The sequence below is a fragment of the Actinosynnema sp. NPDC091369 genome (assembly GCF_044757065.1).
In the GTDB taxonomy this organism is placed as follows: domain Bacteria; phylum Actinomycetota; class Actinomycetes; order Mycobacteriales; family Pseudonocardiaceae; genus Actinosynnema.
Genome location: NZ_JBIVUG010000012.1, coordinates 62,427 through 80,627, shown reverse-complemented (window position 1 = coordinate 80,627; position 18,201 = coordinate 62,427). Strand labels below are relative to the sequence as shown.

At 72.0% G+C, this 18,201-nt stretch carries 9 protein-coding genes and 1 pseudogene; 3 read left to right on the top strand and 7 right to left on the bottom strand.

The features are described 5' to 3' along the window. Window positions 1-53: 53 nt before the first annotated feature. The 3 genes and pseudogenes from ACIQMJ_RS33010 to ACIQMJ_RS33000 form a co-directional block, all read right to left on the bottom strand. Window positions 54-710 (bottom strand): response regulator, encoded by a 657-nt coding sequence (locus ACIQMJ_RS33010; protein ID WP_499764900.1) that lies wholly within the window; start codon window positions 708-710, stop codon window positions 54-56. Next, the gene (locus tag ACIQMJ_RS33005; protein ID WP_499764899.1) at window positions 698-1,450 is read right to left on the bottom strand and encodes a sensor histidine kinase; all 753 of its coding nucleotides are present in this window, start codon (window positions 1,448-1,450) and stop codon (window positions 698-700) included. Before ACIQMJ_RS33005 ends, ACIQMJ_RS33010 begins: the two co-directional genes overlap by 13 nt. 124 nt (window positions 1,451-1,574) lie before the next feature. Next, window positions 1,575-1,910, bottom strand: a pseudogene (locus ACIQMJ_RS33000) (sensor domain-containing protein); the annotation flags it as partial. Between the two features lie 560 nt (window positions 1,911-2,470). On the opposite strand from ACIQMJ_RS33000, the gene ACIQMJ_RS32995 reads away from it, so the two are divergent. Together ACIQMJ_RS32995 and ACIQMJ_RS32990 are read left to right on the top strand one after the other, a co-directional pair. Then, complete coding sequence (locus ACIQMJ_RS32995; RefSeq protein ID WP_499764898.1) at window positions 2,471-3,325, top strand: serine hydrolase domain-containing protein; 855 nt, start codon at window positions 2,471-2,473, stop codon at window positions 3,323-3,325. A gap of 145 nt (window positions 3,326-3,470) precedes the next feature. Beyond that, window positions 3,471-4,694: a serine hydrolase domain-containing protein gene (locus tag ACIQMJ_RS32990; protein ID WP_499764897.1), complete on the top strand. Its 1,224-nt coding sequence runs from the start codon at window positions 3,471-3,473 to the stop codon at window positions 4,692-4,694. A 1,126-nt stretch (window positions 4,695-5,820) separates the two neighbouring features. Here the strand turns inward: ACIQMJ_RS32990 and ACIQMJ_RS32985 are convergent. Genes ACIQMJ_RS32985 through ACIQMJ_RS32970 form a run of 4 tightly spaced genes read right to left on the bottom strand, consistent with a single transcriptional unit; the run spans window position 5,821 to window position 13,812 of the window. Beyond that, window positions 5,821-9,882: a TIGR02680 family protein gene (locus ACIQMJ_RS32985; protein ID WP_499764896.1), complete on the bottom strand. Its 4,062-nt coding sequence runs from the start codon at window positions 9,880-9,882 to the stop codon at window positions 5,821-5,823. Continuing rightward, window positions 9,879-11,126, bottom strand: coding sequence for a TIGR02678 family protein (locus ACIQMJ_RS32980; RefSeq protein WP_499764895.1), 1,248 nt, complete (start codon window positions 11,124-11,126; stop codon window positions 9,879-9,881). The genes ACIQMJ_RS32985 and ACIQMJ_RS32980 overlap by 4 nt, the downstream gene beginning before the upstream one ends. Next, a complete protein-coding gene (locus ACIQMJ_RS32975; protein WP_499765016.1) occupies window positions 11,123-12,676 on the bottom strand; it encodes a TIGR02677 family protein in 1,554 nt (517 codons plus the stop codon). The genes ACIQMJ_RS32980 and ACIQMJ_RS32975 overlap by 4 nt, the downstream gene beginning before the upstream one ends. Window positions 12,677-12,714: 38 nt before the next feature. Next, on the bottom strand, window positions 12,715-13,812 hold the full coding sequence (locus tag ACIQMJ_RS32970) for a TIGR02679 family protein (protein ID WP_499764894.1): 1,098 nt from the start codon (window positions 13,810-13,812) through the stop codon (window positions 12,715-12,717). 1,152 nt (window positions 13,813-14,964) lie between these two features. On the opposite strand from ACIQMJ_RS32970, the gene ACIQMJ_RS32965 reads away from it, so the two are divergent. Then, window positions 14,965-18,153 (top strand): NHL domain-containing protein, encoded by a 3,189-nt coding sequence (locus tag ACIQMJ_RS32965; protein WP_499764893.1) that lies wholly within the window; start codon window positions 14,965-14,967, stop codon window positions 18,151-18,153. Window positions 18,154-18,201 lie beyond the last annotated feature (48 nt).

Genomic DNA, 18,201 nt, shown 5'->3' with positions numbered 1-18,201 from the left:
CAGCGCAGCCATTTCAGCCATGTGCCGGCAGACCGACCGGTGGTGCAGCGGCGTTACTTCGGCCCGGTGCCCTTGAGGTAGCGCAGGACCGCGGTGACGCGCCGGTCGGCACGGTCGTCGGGTGCGAGGTCGAGCTTCGCGAAGATGCTGCGGATGTGCTTGTGCACCCCTCCCTCGGTGATGACGAGCCGCTCGGCGATGGCGGCGTTGCCGAGCCCTTCGGCCATGAGCGCGAGCACGTCCCGCTCCCGGGGGCTCAACCGGGCCAGCGCGCTGGTGTGCGGGTTGCGCGCCAGCAGCTGGCCCACCACCTCGGGGTCGACGGCGGTGCCACCACCGGCCACCCTGTGCAGCGCGCTCAGGAACTCCTCGACCCGCCCCACCCGTTCCTTCAACAGGTAACCGAGCCGGTCGGCGCCGGCAGCGAGCAGGTCGGTGGCGAACGCCTGCTCCACGTACGCCGACAGCACGAGCACCGCGAGGCCCGGCCGGCGGCGGCGTGCCTCGACGGCCGCCACGATCCCCTCGTCGGTGTGGGTGGGCGGCATCCGCACGTCGACGATGGCGACGTCCGGCTCGTGCTCGGCCACCGCGGCCAGGAACGATCCCGGCGTGTCGGTGGTGGCCACCACGTCGAGCGACTCGGCGCGCAGCAGCAGCGCCAACCCCTCGCGCAGCAGCGGGTCGTCCTCCGCGATCACGATCCGCACGGCAGCTCCACTCGCATCGTCGTAGGCCCGCCGGGCGGGCTGTCCAGGGTCAGTCGCCCGTCGTACGCCTCGACCCGCCGGCGTATGCCGGACAGGCCCGACCCGCCGCGCTCGTCCGCGCCACCGCACCCGTCGTCGCAGATCCGCAGCAGCAGCCGATCACCCTCGCGGCGCACCGCCACCACGGCGCTCGCGGCGCCGCTGTGCTTGGCCACGTTGGACAGGGCCTCGGCCACCACGAAGTACGCGGTGGCCTCGACGGAGGCGGCGCACCGGCCCGGCACGTCCACCACCACCTCGCAGGGCACTCCGCAGCCGCCCGCGAGGCCGGCGAGGGCATCGGCGAGCCCGCGGTCGGCCAGGACCGGGGGCAGGATGCCGCGGACCACCGCGCGCAGCTCGGCGAGCGCCTGTTCGGCGGCGTCCTGGGCCCGGTCCAGCACGGCGCCGACTGCGGCCGGGTCCCGGTCCACGGCTCGCCGCGCGGCGCCGAGCAGCACGTTCACCGCGACGAGCCGGTTCTGCGTGCCGTCGTGCAGCGACCGCTCGATGCGGCGCAGCTCGGCGGCGTGCGCGTCGAGAGCGGCGGCGCGGGTGGCGGTCAGCTCGGCGACCCGCAGCGACAGGTCCGCGCCCGCCGGTGGCGTCAACAAGTGCCGGCCCGGCCACTCCTGCGCCCGGACGAGCGCCGGCCCGAGCCCGATGATGAACGCTGCGCAGAAGACGCCGGTCAGCGCCACGGCCAGCGCGCCGCCGAGGTCGGTGACGGCCCAGGGGATGAGGCTGGGGGTGTTGTCCTCGGGCGGCAGCAGGTGGTACCAGAGCGGGTACGTCCCCGTTCTGCAGCGCCGTGGTCGGCATCGCGAGACCGAGGAATCCGACCGCCAAGCCGACCGTGGCGTGCAGCGGCAGCCAGGCCAGCTCACGCTGGACGGTCACGTCGCGCAGCGCGTCGCGCACCCCAGGCGGCACCGGGCCGGGGACGAGGACGTCGAGCCGGGCCCGTTCCCGGTTCGCGGTCGCCCGCACCGCGCGCAAGGCAGCGGGCAGCAGGACGACGCCGACGCCGACGCAGCACAGCAGCGCGACCACGCCGAACCAGAGGAAGGCCGCTGCGGCGAGCAACGCCGTGCCGAGGCCGCCGACCAGGCGCGCGATGGCGTCGAACGACGCCCGCAGGCGCTTGCGCACCCGTGTCATGCCACCTCCCCCGGCCGGAACCCTATCCAATCGGCTCAACCCCACACCGGACGTGAGCCGGCCCGCCCGTCACGGCTCAGCCGCTGGACAGGAGCGGCCCGGTTCCGGGGTGCCACCGCTACCCCGGTTGTCCAGCGGGCTGGATTGTCCACACGGGCGCGGGTGAGCAGCCTGGATCCAACCGGTCGTCGCAGGACCGACGTCTTCCGAGCCCAGGAGCTGTCTGCCTTGTTCGTGTTCTCCTCCCACGAAGATCGCCCCTCCTCGCGATATCGCCGTGCGGCCGCCATGACGGCGGCGGTAGTGGTCACCGCGGGTGCTTTCGCGTTCGCCGGCCCGATCCCGGCGGCCCACACCGAACCCCGGGACGCCATCCAGCAGGGCATGGACGAGCTCGTCGGTGTCGACCGGCACCCCGGAGCGCTGGCCTCCCTCCGGGACCGGCACGGTCGGACCCGCCACTACACCGCCGGGGTGGGCGACCTGCGGACCGGTGGCAAGGTGCCGACGAACGGCAGGGTGCGGATCGGCAGCGCGAGCAAGATGTTCGCCTCGTCGTCGTGCTGCAGCTCGTCGGGGAGGGCAGGGTGGAGCTCGACGCGTCGATCGAGACGTACCTGCCCGGCCTGGTGCGCGGCAAGGGCATCGACGCCGACCAGATCACGGTCCGCCGACTGCTCCAGCACAACAGCGGCCTGCCCGACTACACCGACTCGATGTTCAAGACCATGGCCGACTTCCTCCCCTACCAGCACGTCTACCTCGAACCTCGCCAACTGCTCGACCTGGCGAACGCCAGGGAGGACGCGCGCTCCGCCGGCAGCGGTTGGTCCTACAGCAACACGAACTACCTCCTGGCCGGCCTGCTCGCCCAGCGGGTCACCGGTCGCCCGTTCGACGAGCTGGTGACCACCCGGGTCATCCAGCGGATCGGTCTGCGCGACACGTACGCACCAGGTGTCGGCGAGGAGGACATCCGCGGCCGGCACCCCAAGGGTTACCAGCGCGACCCGGCGACCGACGAGCTGGTCGACTTCACCCGGATGGACCCGGGTTGGGGTTGGGCGGCCGGCCACCTGGTCTCCACGCCGGGCGACCTCAACACCTTCCTGCGCGCGCTGCTGGACGGGAAGCTGCTCGAACCGGCCCAGCCGGCGCAGCTGCGCACCACCATCCCGACGCGACCGGGGTCGGGGACGGGCTACGGCCTCGGCGTGTTCAGCACACCGCTGAGCTGCGGGGGCGTCGCATGGGGCCACGGCGGCGACATCCCGGGGTACTCCACCGTCAACGCGGCCACCGACGACGGACGCGCGGCGACCATCGTGGTCACCTCGCTCTCCGGGTCGGTGAAGGACGAGTCCGTCGACGCGGACCGGGGCGCGCTCCTCGACGCCGCGCTGTGCGCGAACTGACGCCCAGCCGTTCCCCCGACCTCCGCCGGGCATCGGCGAGGTAGTGCCAGCTGTACCGGAAGTGTGCAGCACAAGGGATCGTGAGGCGCCGAGGCTGTCACAACACTGTGTGAGTCAATGCAGAACATCCAGTGGGGAGTGTCCCTTGTCGAAGGATTTCAGCCGTCCGACCGAGAACCGCCCGGGCCGCGGCCGGCGTCGTGCGGTCGCCGCGGCGGTGGCGGCGGTGGCGGTCGCCGGGCTCGCGGTGACGAACGTGGCGTCGGCGGGCGCGTTGGACGGCAGGTCGAAGCCGGGGCACGACAAGGCGTTGCAGTCGGGCATGGAGGCGCTGGTCGCCGACGGGTCCCTGCCCGGGATGCTGATGTCGGTGCGGGACCGGAACGGGCGGGTGACGAACTACACCGCCGGGGTGGGTGACATCCGGACGAAGTCGAAGGTGCCGACGGACGGTTACGTCCGGATCGCCAGCATCACGAAGATGTTCACCGCTGTGGCGACCCTGCAGTTGGCCGACGAGGGCAAGCTCGCGCTGGACGACGCGGTGGAGAAGTTCCTGCCGGGCGTGGTGCGGGGCACCGGCGACGGTGCGGCGATCGACGGTCGGACGATCACGATCAGGCAACTGCTGAACCACACCAGTGGGATGCCCACCGGAGTCCCCTTCATGTCCAACGGGATCCTGCCGGTCAGGGACCGGTACTTCGAGACCCGGGAGGTGCTGGACGCGGCGCTGACCCAAGCACCGACGTTCGCTCCGGGACAGGACAGGGTGTGGGCGTACAGCAACACCGGCTACATGCTGCTGGGGCTGGTGGCGCAAAAAGCGGCCGGACGGCCCCTCGCCGAGGTGGTCACCGACAAGATCATCAACCGGATCGGTCTCAAGGAGACGTACTACCCGGGGCCGGGCGACCGCGACATCCGTGCCCCGCACCCCCAGGGTTACCTGTTTCCCAAGGACGACAAGGCCAACCCGATCGCCGGTGAACTGATCGACATCACCCGGTTCGACCCGTCGATCGCCGGTGCCGCGGGACAGATGATCGCCACCCCGAGTGACCTGAACAAGTTCCTGGTCGCCCTGCAGGACGGTCAACTGCTCAAGCCCGCTCGGCTGGCGGAGATGCGTCAGACCGTGGAAGCGCCCGGCCTCTTCGAGGGTTGGCGCTACGGTCTGGGCGTCATCGAGATGAAGCTCAGCTGCGGGATCACCGCGTACGGCCACGGCGGCGACGCCGACGGCTTCCAGACCCGCGCCGCCATCACCCCCGACGGCCGGGCGGTCGCCGTCGCCGGGACGAACGACGAAGTCCACCAGTACGAGGTCATCGCCCTCTTCGACAAGGCTCTGTGCGCCACGAAGTAGAGGTCTCGCACACTTGCCCCGCTCACCGGCCGGTGCGGTGGATGCACCACCGCACCGGCCAGTGGGACAGAAGACATGAAACCCGCGTTCGACTGGCGGCGCCGTGACAACGCCCGACGCCGCCGCTTCCCACCTCGAACAAGAACCTTCCACCCTTGCGCAACCTCGACCGCAGCACGCGCGGCACCTGGAAACGCCCTCTCGTGAGCAAGCCACACGGGATCGCAGGCGGTCACACGCGTGACTGGTAGGCGCAACCTCCGCGTCGGCGCCGGTGCAGTGGTCGAACGGCCCTCCGGCTGCGGCGACCGTGGCCTTGGCGTTGTCGCCCGTTCACACCGCCGACGCAGCTACTCGGCCGCCGTCCACCGGCTCGGCTTTATCCTCCCGCCTCGACTCGGCTGCGTCGGCAGGCGGTTCGCCCCGCATCGAGCGACTTCAACCTGAGGGCTACCCGCGGCGAAGCCCACAGGGCGCACGACCGGTCGGTGGCGAATCGTGGGGATGGACCAGTGCGACCAGGACACCACCGACCTCATCGAGCCCGGGTGCATCGAATTCGCCCGCAACGGGACCGGCGAACTCGCCTTCCCCGCCATCCGCGGCGGGCTGGACTGCCGCTGGAGTAAGCCTGGGCCGTCCTCGCCGAGGTTGGCACGCTCACCGAGTCGTCGCGTCGGACCGGCCGCTCGACGTGAACGCGAGATCTACCGAACGGACTGCCTCGGAGGCCACTACCGAACCACCGCCCCGCGAATCAGGATGCGCGGTTCAGGACACCCACCAGGGCCTGATCCCGCTGGACGATCGCGTCGCAGTCACCCTGAAGACGGACGAACCGCACCACATCAACGCACTGCACCCGACACCCGCCAATCCATGCAGCTGCGACGAAGTGCAGCCAACGAACCTGAGCCGCACTCTGCCATTGCTGTTCCGCAAGTGCCCTGACCAGCGCAAATAGAAACCCGCACGTCAGCCGGCGCGGTTCACCGCCGTTCGAAGCCGTCACACGTCGTTCAACTACACGATCTGCTCCACACCTGCTCCGCCCGCAGTGGTGTGAACGACAGCAATCTCTGATCGTTCAGGGCTTCGACCTGCGATGACCGGCGATGACCTGCGCTCAGTCGTCCTCCGCCACCTCTTCGTCCACCATCTCGGCGCCGTCCCACACGAACCGGGCGGTGGTGACGGCGTCGTCGTCGCCACCGCTGATCAGCTGGTGGATCGCGATGCCGTCCAACTCGCGGTAGGTGCACCACTCGTGGTCGGAGGTGAGGACCAGGTCGAGGTCCAGCGCCGACAGCAGTGCGAACACCTGGCCGCGGTTGACGCTGTCGACACCGACGAAGACCTCGTCCAGCAGGATGACCCTCGGCGATCCGGCAACGGCCTGGTAGTGGGCGGCCACGGCGGCGAACAGCGGCAGGTGCAACGCGATCGCCTTCTCCCCGCCCGACAGCGCGCCGTGGAGCTTCTTGGTCAAGGGCTGCCAGCCCGTGCCGTTCATGCGGTCGACCTTCACCACGAACCTGTGCCAGGCCGTGTAGTCGAACACCTGCCCCAGCTGCTGCTCCCAGTTGGTGGCCGTCTCGTCGCCCTTGGCCTGTTCGACCCGGTCGCGGAAGAACCGGTGCAGCGACTCGCGGTCCTCCTCCGTCAACCGGACCGGGTCCTTGAGCAGGAGGTCACGCGCCGCTTTCGTGCCCGACGGCAGGTCGGGCGACACCTCCCACACCAACCGCACCGCCACCTTGGAAGCGGTGCGCACGCGCTCCAGGCGGGCGTTCATGCCGTCGACCAGGTCGTGCGCCTGCCGTATCCGGGCGGCGAGGTGGCGGCGGGTGTCCCCTGTGAGGGCCCGGTCGAACAGCTCGCGCTCTTGCGCGGTGATGTCCTCTCGACTGCGATCCGCGTCGGACCGCAGCAGGTCGAACAGTGCCGAAGCGCCTATCCTGACCCCGTCCACCATCGCGGAGAAGACCTGGACGTCCTCGTCGGAGTCGAGTTCGAGATCGGCCCGACCGCCCAGCACCTCGCGGGAGGCGTGCACCTCCTCCGCCAATCGGTGTGCGGCGTCGCCGAGGTTCTTCGGTGAGTGGGGCAGCGACGGCCACGCGGCCGCGACCGACCGGGCGGCGTCGAGCGCTGCCCGGACTCCGCTCGACGCCGTCAGCACCTGCCTGAAGGCGGGCAGGTCGTCCAGACCGCTGTCGGTGGGCAGGCTTCCGTCCGCCAGGTGCCGGAATCGCAGTGCGGCTTGGTCGCGCACCTCGGTGGCGCGGTCGCGGTCACGCGCGTCGGTGGCCCGCTGGGCGGTGAGTTCTCCCAGGCGCACGGCCAGGGTGCCGATCTCCTTCTGGTTGGCACTCGCCTCCCGCCTGACCAACTCCAGTTGCTCGCGGAGCGCGGCGAGGTCGTCCAGCACCTTCCGGTAGTCCACGCCGATGGTGCCCTCCACAGCGTCCAGCTCGCTGTCGAGCCCGCGGGCCACGGCTTCGGCGTCGTCCGCCTCGTCCTCGCGCTGTTCGGCGGCGAGCCGGGACCGCTGGGCCTGCTCAGCGGTCCGGTCCGCTTCACGACGTGCCGTGAGCAGAACAGCGTGCTCGTCGATCCAGGCGTCGGACGCGGTCCGGAAGGCGTCCACGGCTGCCATGACGGCGGTGAGGGCGTTCCGCTCGGTGGGCAGGCCGTGTTCGGCTGCCGACGTGGTCAGCGCGCGCAGGGCGCGGTCCACGCGCTGCTCGCTCTTCGCCAGGCCGTCCAGTGACCGCCGAACCACGCCGTCGGCGCTGGAGACCGCTGAATCGGCCCGGGTCAGGTCCTCCAGTGCCGCATTCGCGTGGGTGTGAGGGGGCTGAGCGCGCCGGTCGGCCTTGACGTCGGACCTGCGTTCGGTCAGCGATCGCAAGGCATCCGTGTGCGTCCCGATCAGTTCTTCCGACGCGGCGATCCGCTCGCGCAGTTCGGCCAGCCGGCGTTCCCGGGCCCGTTGCCTGGCGAGCGCACCGATGTGGGAGACCTCGTCTTTGCGCCAAGTGCCGCGCAGGTTGCCCATGCGCCAAGCACCGTCGGCTCCGATGGCGACCGGGTGGGCTCTGGGCAACTCCTCCCCGTAGGCCACAGCACCGAGCAGGCGGGCGACGACGTCGGCGGCCACGGGTGCGTCGATCTCGGGTACGAGGACCTCGGCGAGGGAGCGATCCGGCGCAGGCGGCACGGCACCGGGCACGGCGAACGTGTCGTGCCCGGCGACCGCGCCGTCGTGGCCGACCCAGGCGTCCAGGAGCCCGGACGCCTGGAGCGCGGCCTCCACCGACGCGCGGACGTCGTCGGGCACCGCGTCGGCGAAGCGGACCAAGCGCCACAGCGGCGCGCCGGTCATGGTCCCGCGATCCGCGGTGCGCGTGTGCGGCGGCTGGGGAGGCAGGTCCTCCTCGATCAGCAGCCGCCGGACCTCGTCGCGCAGGGCGTCCCGATCGCGCTCGGCGTTCTCCAGCGCTGTCCCGACCAGGGTCTCTTCTCGGGTGATGGTGCCCAGCACACGGCTCGCAGCCGAATCGACCTCGGCCAGCAGGGCGGTCTCCGAAGCCGTGAGGTCCGCCAGTGCCTCGGGATCGGCGAAGGTCAGCTCACGGCAGCCCGCCACCCACGTCAGGATGGCGACCCGGAGCTCCGCGAGCGCGGCCTCGCGCCGGTCGGCGAGCTCGGCCCGCCGTTCGGTGACCTCCGCCAGGACTTCCCGTGCCTCGTCGAGCACCTGTTCCGCGTCCCGCCTGCTGTTGATGGCGACCTCGTGCTCGTTGAGCGCGGCACGCACGACCTCGACCTGCTCGGCACGTGCCTGGACCGCGGCGCGCAGCAGGGCCCGCGACCGCGAGGGGTCGACGAGGACGCGGGCTATCTCGGCGTGCACCGAGGCGAGACCGACACGGGCGGCGGCGGTCGAGGCGCCGTCGGCCAGCGCTCCTGCGGTTTCGGCCCGTGCCTCCGCGTGCCGGGCGGCGGTGTCGGCCGCTTCCGCGTCGGTGCGGGCGACCCGGCGGTGGCCGACCGCGTCGGCGCGCCTCTTCCCGGCGGTCGCACGAGCCTCGCGCACGCGGGTCCGCAGCCGGTCGAGCTGTTCACCCTGCCGGTACGCGTCGCTGCCGGTCAGCCCTTGGATGCGCCCCTCGGTCTCGACAATGCGCTGTTCCAGCAGCTCGCCGCGTTCTTCAGCCTCCTGCTTCCGCTGTGCCGCGCGGTGAAACTCGTCTTCCGAGAGTTTCGCGGCGTCCGCGAGGTTGCCGAGCTCTGTGGTGGCGGAGATCAGCTTCGCCGCTGCGGCGCGCAGCACGCGCTGCGCATACGCGCGTTGCCTGGACTTGAGGTGCCGCGCGGCCTCCACCTCCGCGTCGAGGCGTTTGAGCTGTTCACGCTGCCGGTCCAAGCGCTCGAAGCCCTCCGCGAGGTCGCTGATCTCCGCCTCACCCAGCGGCGGCAGCGCCTTGGACAGCAACGTGGAGAGCAGCCCGGGGTCGAGCCGCTGGGAGAGCTTGGGCGTGCGGAGTTGGAGCAGGGCCGTGATGAGCGCGTCGTAGCGCTGCTCGCTCAGGCCGGGGAACAGGGTCGAGCGCACGGCCGCCCGGTAGTCGGCCGCGTTCTGGTGGAGCGTGCCGCGGTCGCCGAGCGCGGCTTCCAGGGCCTTGCCGGTGAGGGGCGCGCCGTTCGGGTCGGTGAGGTCGAGGCCATCCGGCACGCCGATGCGCTGCCCGGTGGTGAAGTAGTCCGGGTGCACCGCGGTGGTGTGCCTGGTCGCGGCCAGCCGCGCGCCGCAGGAGAACCACGTGTCCGGCGAGCCGTCTACACCGGGGAAGCGGAACTCAAGCCACACGTACCCGACCCTCGTGGTGCCGGTCGCCCCTTCCCCCATCAGGTTCCAGTGCATGGTGCGCTCGGACGTGCCGAACGTGGAGAGCCGGTTGGCGCGCAGGTTGGCGTCGAACAGGAACGGCAGGAGCAGTTCCAGCGCCTTCGACTTGCCGGTGCCGTTGGGGCCGCGCAGCAACAACCGGCCCTTGTGGAACCTGAACACCTCGTCGTAGTAGCGCCACACGTTCAGGATCCCGGCGCGTTCGGGCACCCACCTGGCCACCGCTTCCGGCGCGGTGCCGCTTTCCGTGAACGACAGCTCGGTCACCGTCATGATTCGTCCTCGATGTCATCGGCACTCGTCCGGGTCACCGCATAGCGGGCGGCGGCGGGCCGGGCACGCACCACACCGCTGTCGAGCCGGACGAGGCCGAACGCCCTGAGCACGTCCAGCGCGTCGGCGACGAGTCGAGTAGCACCGTCCTCGCCGCGGTAGCCCTTGGCCCACTTCGGAAAGCGGTCGAGCAGTACGTCTGCCTCGGTGCGCAGCTGCTCGACGGCGACCGGTCCGGGCGCTGACGTGATCACGTCGAGGAGCAACAGGGCGGCGACCTTGGCGTTGCCGGAGTCGTCGGGGAACCGGCTGTCCGTGGCCACGCCGTCCGGGTCGATCAACATGACGCCCTCGGCACGTTCCTCCACCAGCAACCCCGCTTGGTCGGCGGCCCGGCGCAGGAGCTGCCCGCCGGTCGGTGACTCCAGGTAGGCCAGTTCCGCGGGGGTCAGGTCGTCGCGGTGCACGACCGGGTCGTCGACCAGCTTGCGGAACACCGAGTGCCGCAGCCACAGGTTGCGCTGGACCTCGGACACCGGCTCGTCGGCATCGCCGTAACGCCGTTCGCGGGACAGCCGGGTCAGCAGCTCTGTGAAGCGCAGCGGCACCTCGTCGGTGTGCGACCTCCCGGGGGTGACCGCGACCTGCGACGCGCCGACCGGTGCCGCCAGCAGGCGCATGAGCAGCGTCGCGTCCACCCGGTAGAGGACTTTCGCGTCGGCGGAGCCCACGAACGACTCGGTGGCGCCGTCCACCGCTTCGACCGCGCCGACCGACTCCAGCAGTCGCAGCGCGTCGACGAACGCCACCCGCTCGGCGCGGCTGGACGTGTCGAACGACGGCAGCACCGGATCCACCGCCGAGGCTTGGACGACGCGGTCCGCCAGCAGTCCGATCGTGGTCACCGGCACCCCCAGCAGCTCGGCGGCCACCACGCACAGCAGGGTGTACCGGCGGCGGTCGAACGGCGCCCGCCCCGTGCGGTGCCGTCGGGCCGGGCGGGTGGGGTCGGTGGCGACCCGGACCTTGGCCAACCGCGCGTACCCCAGGCGAGGTTCGACGATCAGCGACCACCCGCAGTAGTAGTCGAACCACTTCTCGACGGGTTCGCGCCGCCTGCGCACGAGGTCGAAGGCTTCCGGCGCGGCCCCGACGCTGATCAGCGGTGTAGCCAGCAGCAAGCGGATCGCCCGCGCGACTTCCTCGCGCTCCGCGATCACCATCTGGTTCGCCAGGTTGCTCATCCAGTCGCCGCCCCTTCGGCAGCCCCTTGCGGCCGCCGTGCCGTGCGACCACCCGGCGTGCGGATCTCGATGTCGTAGTCCGGGCCGGTGAACACACCGCGCGGCGTCCTGAGCACCGCCTGTTCCCGGTGAGCCTCCGGCAACCTCAGCAGGACCTCCACCCGCCCGTCGCCCGTGGTGGCCCGGTGGACGCCGTGCCGGTCCGGTGCCGCGGCCAAGGCACGCCCGAGGAGGTCGAGCAGCCGTTCGAGCACCTCGTGGTCCAACCGCCCGAACTGCGACAACCTCATGCCGCCACCGGTGTCCAACCGGTCCCACGCGGCCTTCAGCGCGGCCCGCTCCGCACGAGCCGACTCGGCGCGGGCCGCCTTGACCGCGGCCACGTCGCGCACCCGTCCGGTGCGGCTGAACCGCTCGGTCCGCCCCGCGCTGCGCAGCAACGCCGATACCTCCACCGGTGGCGCGTCGACCCACCGGGCGGACGACGCCACGAGTTCCGGGTCGGGGTGCGCGAGGTGCGCGTGCCGGGCGGAGCCGAGCCCGAAGGCGGTCGACCACAGCAGGTGCAGGTCCTCTTCGGTCGGGGCGACCGCGAACCAACGCGCCAGCTCGCGGAAGTCGGCCGCCGCACTGGTCGACCTGCGCCTGGACTCGGTGATCCGGTCGAGCACCTGCAACAACGCGATGATCGCGCGCCGGGCGACCACGAACAGTTGCTGGACCCTGGGCGTGCCGCCGTCCACCGGCAGGAACCACGCGCGCAACCCCTCCCACCTGGCCCGGCGCAGCTCCAACCACGCCACCGCCGGATCACCGTCCGAGGTGGGCGGGAGTTCGGCACCCACCAGCGCGCGGTGGTGCAGCAGAGCCACTCCCCGCTCCTCGACCAACCCGACCCGGTTGGCGATCGCGTGCGCCCGCTGCTCCAGGTTCGTCGTGAACTCCTGGAGGTACGCCACGGTCGCCGACTTGACCTCGCGGAACGTCTCCTGGTCGGCCCCCTCCGCCCGCAACAGGCGCTGCAGCTCGCCGTTGAACTGCTTGGTGTTGCCCCGCAACGCCTCCAGGTGCCCCTCCAGCTCGACCAGCGTGCCGAAGACCCGACGATCCGGCACACCGGGATCGCCCAGCTGCGCGACCAGCTCCCCGAGCCGGTCCGCGATCGCGTCGAGCACCGCCGTCTGGAGCGCACCCGTCGAGGCCAGCACGCCCATGGCGTGCACCACGCCGGCCAGGGCGGCTTCCCCGCGCTTGGTCAACGAGTACTGGAGGTTGCGCCGCTCGTACTCGTCGGCCGTCCGGTAGTTCTCGGCGTGGTTCTGGGTGACGTCGAGCAGCCGCCAGTCGCGCAGGCTCCCCAGCGCTCCGGTCAGCTCCTTGTCGTCCAGCGGGTCGAGCCACCCCACCGAGCGGAGCCTCGCCCGCACGTCGTCCAGACCGAGAGCGGTCTCCAACCGCTCGTTCGCCTCACCGAACGCGTGCAGGACCGCCACGTACAACTCGGCCCGCTCGCCCGTGGTGAACCGGAACATCTCCGGCGGCACGCGCATGGCCTCCACGGGCACCCTCCTCCCACCGGTCGAGCACGCTACGGCAGACCGCCGACGTCCCGTCCGCAACTGTCGAGTTCATCCAGCAACCGCGCGGTGACCCGCTCTTCCACGACCGCCAACCCGTGCTTGCGCATGGCGCCCGCCAGCTCGCCGTCCCACGGCGCCTCGGTGACCCTCCCCACCGGCGTGCCGACACGTGCGTCGCCCAACGCCAGCAGGTAGTCGTCGGTCGCCATGCGCCACGGCACGGCGCCGGTGCGCGCCATCACGTGCGCGGCGATCCGCACACCCTCGCCGTCGAAGTCCCCGTGGTAGCGGAGGGCCGTCCCGGCCGCGGCCAGACCGCGCAGGAGCGCGATCACCGCGCTGTTGGGCCAGCCCGACGTGCACACCACCGGCGGGCACGAAACCCCGAACCGGGCGACTGCCACCGCGAGCACGCTGGGGTTCTCGAACACCCACACCGCTTCGGGCGTCCCGACGAACGACGTGGCCCGGACCTGCGCCAGCGTCAGAGCCGCGACGTGCCCCTCGTCGGCGCACACCCGGAGCAACCGACCACCGACACCGCCCAACCGCAGCCCGGCAGCCAGGACGACCGACGACAACTCGTCCTCGACCACGCCGGCGCGCTCCCACAACGCCCGCCGCTCCTGCGCGTCTCCCGGCGGGGCGACGTTGTGGAGCACGGCCAACGCCCGCAGGGCCAACCCGGCGCACCTGGTCCCCTCGTCCAGGGCGTGCGGATCACCGAGCACGTCTTCCGCCAACACCGGCAGCGGCACACCCGCCGCCGGCAGCGCACCGACAACCCGCAAGGCCCGGTCCAGCTCATCCCGGGTGCGCTCGACCGAGCCGCCGACGAGCCCCGCCTTCCGAACGGCTTCGACCCACTCGCGCAACGCCGGCTGGGAGGTCACCACGGGGTGCCCGGTCGCCCACTCCCAGAGCTCGGCCCGCGCCACGTCTGCGAGCGCCCGTCGCGCGGCCCGGTCGTCCAGTGGTCCCAGAAGCGCCGCGACCACTTCGCGCACACCTGCCCCCACGGACGAGACCAGCAACTCGTCGAGCGCGGCCACCGACACCATCGCGTGCTCACCCGGCAGACGCTCGTCCCCCAGCAGGTCGGCCACGGCCGAACGCTGCTCGTCATCGAGAGGGCCCACCCTCACCCGGCTGACCTGCCGCCCCGAGGACAACCGATCGTGCACGGCCCGCCACAAGGGCCGCAGGGCGGCGGAATCGAGCCCGTTCAACGATCGCACGCCCCAACCCTGTCAGACCCCACTTCCTCGAACTCCGGCTGGGATGACGTAACCGAACTCGAGCAGGGCCTTGCGGAACTTCAGCTCCTGGTCCGGCCGGACGGCGAGGTGGCGGTCACCGATCGGGCGGCACAGCGCGCGAATCGTGCGGTCGCCGGCGATCAACGCGACGAGCGCGGGATCGGCGCACTCGATGACGCGGACATGGCCGTTGTCGAGCGCCGTGAGCGGTCCTACAGGGGCGCGGCGGGGCCATGACCACGACCAACCGGACGGACGCCCCGCAGGTCGCTGAACTGCCAGGCTGTCCCCAGCCCCGCACCGAGTGCCGTCGTCGCCGGCCGCGACCTCCTCACGCCACTGCTCCGCAGTACGCGACGCCTGGAAGGCGCTCTCCGGCCCAGCCACCCCAGCCGCTCGAACCGGACTTCGGTCCACGCGAAGACGTCCCGCCCTCGGACACGCAGCCGGTCGCCGTCACCGCGGGGCTTGAAGCCGAGCACGACCCTGGCTCCCAGCCCAACCGCCGGCACATCAGGGCGAACGCGGACGCGCGCTGCTCGGTGGTGCCGCGGTGGTTCTTCGGCGACGCCGAGACTGCGCCCGGTCCAACGGCGGCGTCCTCCTCGACGTCCGCACCGGCGCGGACGCGGTCCCCGACCTCCGGTGGACCCCCGACGACATCGTCCCCGGTCACGGCGTCGAACGGGACCACGTCGACGGCTTGACAACCGCCGCGCCACCACCCAGCCACCTCGTTCCTCCACCAGGACCGATGGTCCGAGCCTTGAATCCGGGACGAACGCCATGTCGGCCGCGCCCTCCACGCGATCCTGCCGCGAGCCGGGCCGCCCGCGGAACCGCGGCACGTCCCCGCCCGTCGTAGCACGAGTCTGATGACGCATTGGGGGAACGGTGTCCTGGTCGATCACGCGGGTCCTCCCGCCCCTGCTCGTCGCGATGTACGTGGGCGCTTCAAGCGGTTCCCCCGTCCTCGCCGAGGCGGGAGGTGAACCGGACGTGCCAACGTACGGGCAGGTAATCACCGTCGCGGGCACCGGCGAGGAGGGCTACTCCGGTGACGGTCGACCCGCCGCGGATGCCCGGATCAGCGGGACCGGCACCATCGACGTCGGCCCGGACGGCACGCTGTACCTGGTCGACCGGTGGGCCCGCCGGGTCCGCGCGGTCAACGGCGACGGGGTGATCGACACCGTGCCCGGCACGCGGGTGCTGCGGACGCCGCAGAACGACGGCCCCGAGGTGAACGGCCGGCAGCACAGCCCCAGCGACGGGCCACAAGCCGTCGCGGTGGGCCAGGACGGCGCGCTGTACGTCGCCGGCCGCGAGACCGTCCGGAGGATCGGTCGGGACGGGTCGTCCACCACCCTCGCCCGGGTCGGCGCCCACCCCGTCCACAGCCCGGGGGACATCGCGGTCGACGCCGACGGCAACATCTACGTCAGCAACGACGGCAGGGTCCACAAGATCGACCCCGCCGGGAGGACCACCACGATCGCGGGCGGCGGCTCACTCGACCCGCTCGACGCCGACGGCAAGGCCGCGACCGAAGCTCGACTGGGCTCCCACGACATCAGGATCGCCGTCGACTCACGGGCATCCGTGTACCTGGTCGCCCCGAGCGGGCCGGGATCGAACCGCGAGCGGTCAAGCGTGCACCGGGTCGACACCGACGGCGTGCTGCGCACCGTCGCGGGAAGCGGGGAGCCCGGCTTCTCCGGGGACGGCGGTCCGGCGGCCTCGGCGCGGGTGAGCAGCGAGCTGGGCGGGGTGGACGTCGACGGAGGGGGCAACCTCTACTTCCACGACGCCGGCAACGGCGTGGTGCGCGTGGTCGGCGCCGACGGCACCGTCACCAGCATCGCGTCGCTGCCGCGGACCGCCGGGGCCCACAGCAACGACCTCGCCGTCGGACCGCGCGGCGACGTCTACGTCAGGACCGGCGCACACGTGCGGATGGTGGCGCGCGGTGCGGACGAGCCCACCGCGCGGTCGACCGCGGAACCGACGTACGCGCCCAGGTTCTCCGACGACGAACCGGGCGCGGTGCGCACGGTCGCCGGCTCGGACCACGCCGAACGCCTCGCCCCCTCGCCGCCCACGTACCTGACCAGCCGACTGTTGCGCGTCGCCGGCGGCCCCGACGGGTCGCGCTACTACTCCGACGCGGAGGGCAACCGCGTGGTGAAGATCGCGCCCGACGGAAGCGACTCGCCTTTCGCCGGAACCGGCGAGAGCGGTTTCGGCGGTGACGGCGCCGCCGCGGCGCAGGCCCTCCTGAACCACCCGACCGGCCTGGACGTCGGCCCGGACGGCAGCGTGTACGTCGCCGACTCCGGCAACCACCGGGTGCGCAGGATCGACCCCAACGGCGTGATCACCACGGTCGCCGGCAACGGCCGGCGGGGCGACAGGGGTGGGAACGTCGCGGTCCTCGGCGACGGAGGCCCCGCTACGGCGGCGACCGTCACGCCGGTGGACGTCGCCGTGGGCGTCGACGGCAGCCTCTACCTCGCGGACGGCGAGAACTCGCGGATCAGGAGGGTCGCCCCGGACGGCACGATCAGCACCGTGGCGGGCGGGGGCCGGCGGTGGAAGGAAGCCGCTGACGGCCACCCCGCCGTCGAGGCGGGCCTCGGTCATCCGTCCGCCGTCGCGGTCGGCCGCGACGGGGCGGTGTACCTGCTCGACGGCGGCATCCAGGGGGTCTGGCCGTCCGTCAGGATGATCGACCCCCGGGGCGGCATCCGCACCGTCGCCGGCAGCAGCTACCGCTACGAGGAGGAAGGCGGCTTCGGCGGCGATGGCGGCCCAGCGGTCGAGGCCGAGCTCAACAACCCCCACGACATCGCAACCGGCCCGAACGGCACCCTCTACATCGCCGACACCTACAACGCGCGCATCCGAGCGGTGACCGCCGAGGGCGTGATCACGACCGTCGCCGGCACCGGGGTCCGGGCCGACTCAGGTGACGGAGGCGACGCCACCACCGCCGGGGTCGGTGAACCGCAGGCGGTGGACGTCGACGGCAGCGGCTCCGTCCTCACCGTCAACCTTCGGGGTGATCGGACTCGCCGGATCGACCGAGGCGCCATCACCACAATCGCCACGCCGGCGCAGCCCAGCGGGACAGCCGGCCGTGACGCGGACGAGTCGGCGACCGAGGTGGCTGTCGACGCGGCGGGCATGGCCGTCGACCACGACGGCGCGCTGTTCGTGGCCGACCGGACCAGCGGGGTGTACCGGATCACCGCGGATGGCGCCATCGACCGGTCGTTCGCCGACCACGCCGAGTTCGCCCGGCCGGAAGCCGTCGCCGTCGGACCGGACGGCTCTCGCTACATCGCGTCCGGCGGAGCCGTCCACCGGCTCACCGCGGGAGGAACACCGGTCCTCGTCGCGGGTGGTGGTCCCGTGGCCGAGGGCAACGACCGGGTCGAGCCGGGCCATCCCGCGACGATCGCCCACTTCCGCTCCGTCGTCGACCTGGCCGTCAGCGCCGGCGGCGTGCTCTACGTCGCAACTCCGGAGGCCGCGTACCGACTCGACGACGGCAAGCTGACCACCGTTTACGACCGCGCGGACGACGGGCGCGAACAGCTCCGCGGCATCGCCGTCGACGCCGAAAGGCACCTCTACATCGCCGTCTCCGACGAAGGCCACGATTCCGGCCTGGTGCACCGCGTGAACCCCGACGGCGAGCGCGTCATCGTCGCGGGCAACGGTGCGAGCACCGGTCAGGAGGGCAACGGCGATGGAGACGACGCCACGGGAGCACGGTTGGAAGGTGCACTTGATGTGGCCGTGGACGACAGCGGGAACCTCTACATCGGCACCTACGGCGGCATCCGACGAGTCGACGGCGACGGCACCATCACCACCGTGTCCACCAACCCGTCGGTCGATGGCGTCCGTGATGGGATCGGGCCGCTCGCGCTCGACCGGCACGGCGACCTTTACTACGCCGATCGCGGCCACAAGCAGGTGAAACTGCTCGTGCAGCCCGAGAAGATCACCGAACCGTCCGGTTGGCACGCGCTCGCCTGGATCACGAGCGGGGTCCTCGCGCTCGCCGCCGTGGCCTGGTTCGGCCTGCGCCGGCACCGTCGCACACCGCGGAAGCCGACCGCCGGCGACGGACCGGCGACCGACCGGGCCGCCTCACCCGCGACCTCGGCCGAGGAGTGAGACGCGCTCCCGGCGACGAGCGCACCACTTCAGCCGCGAGGCCGGCGA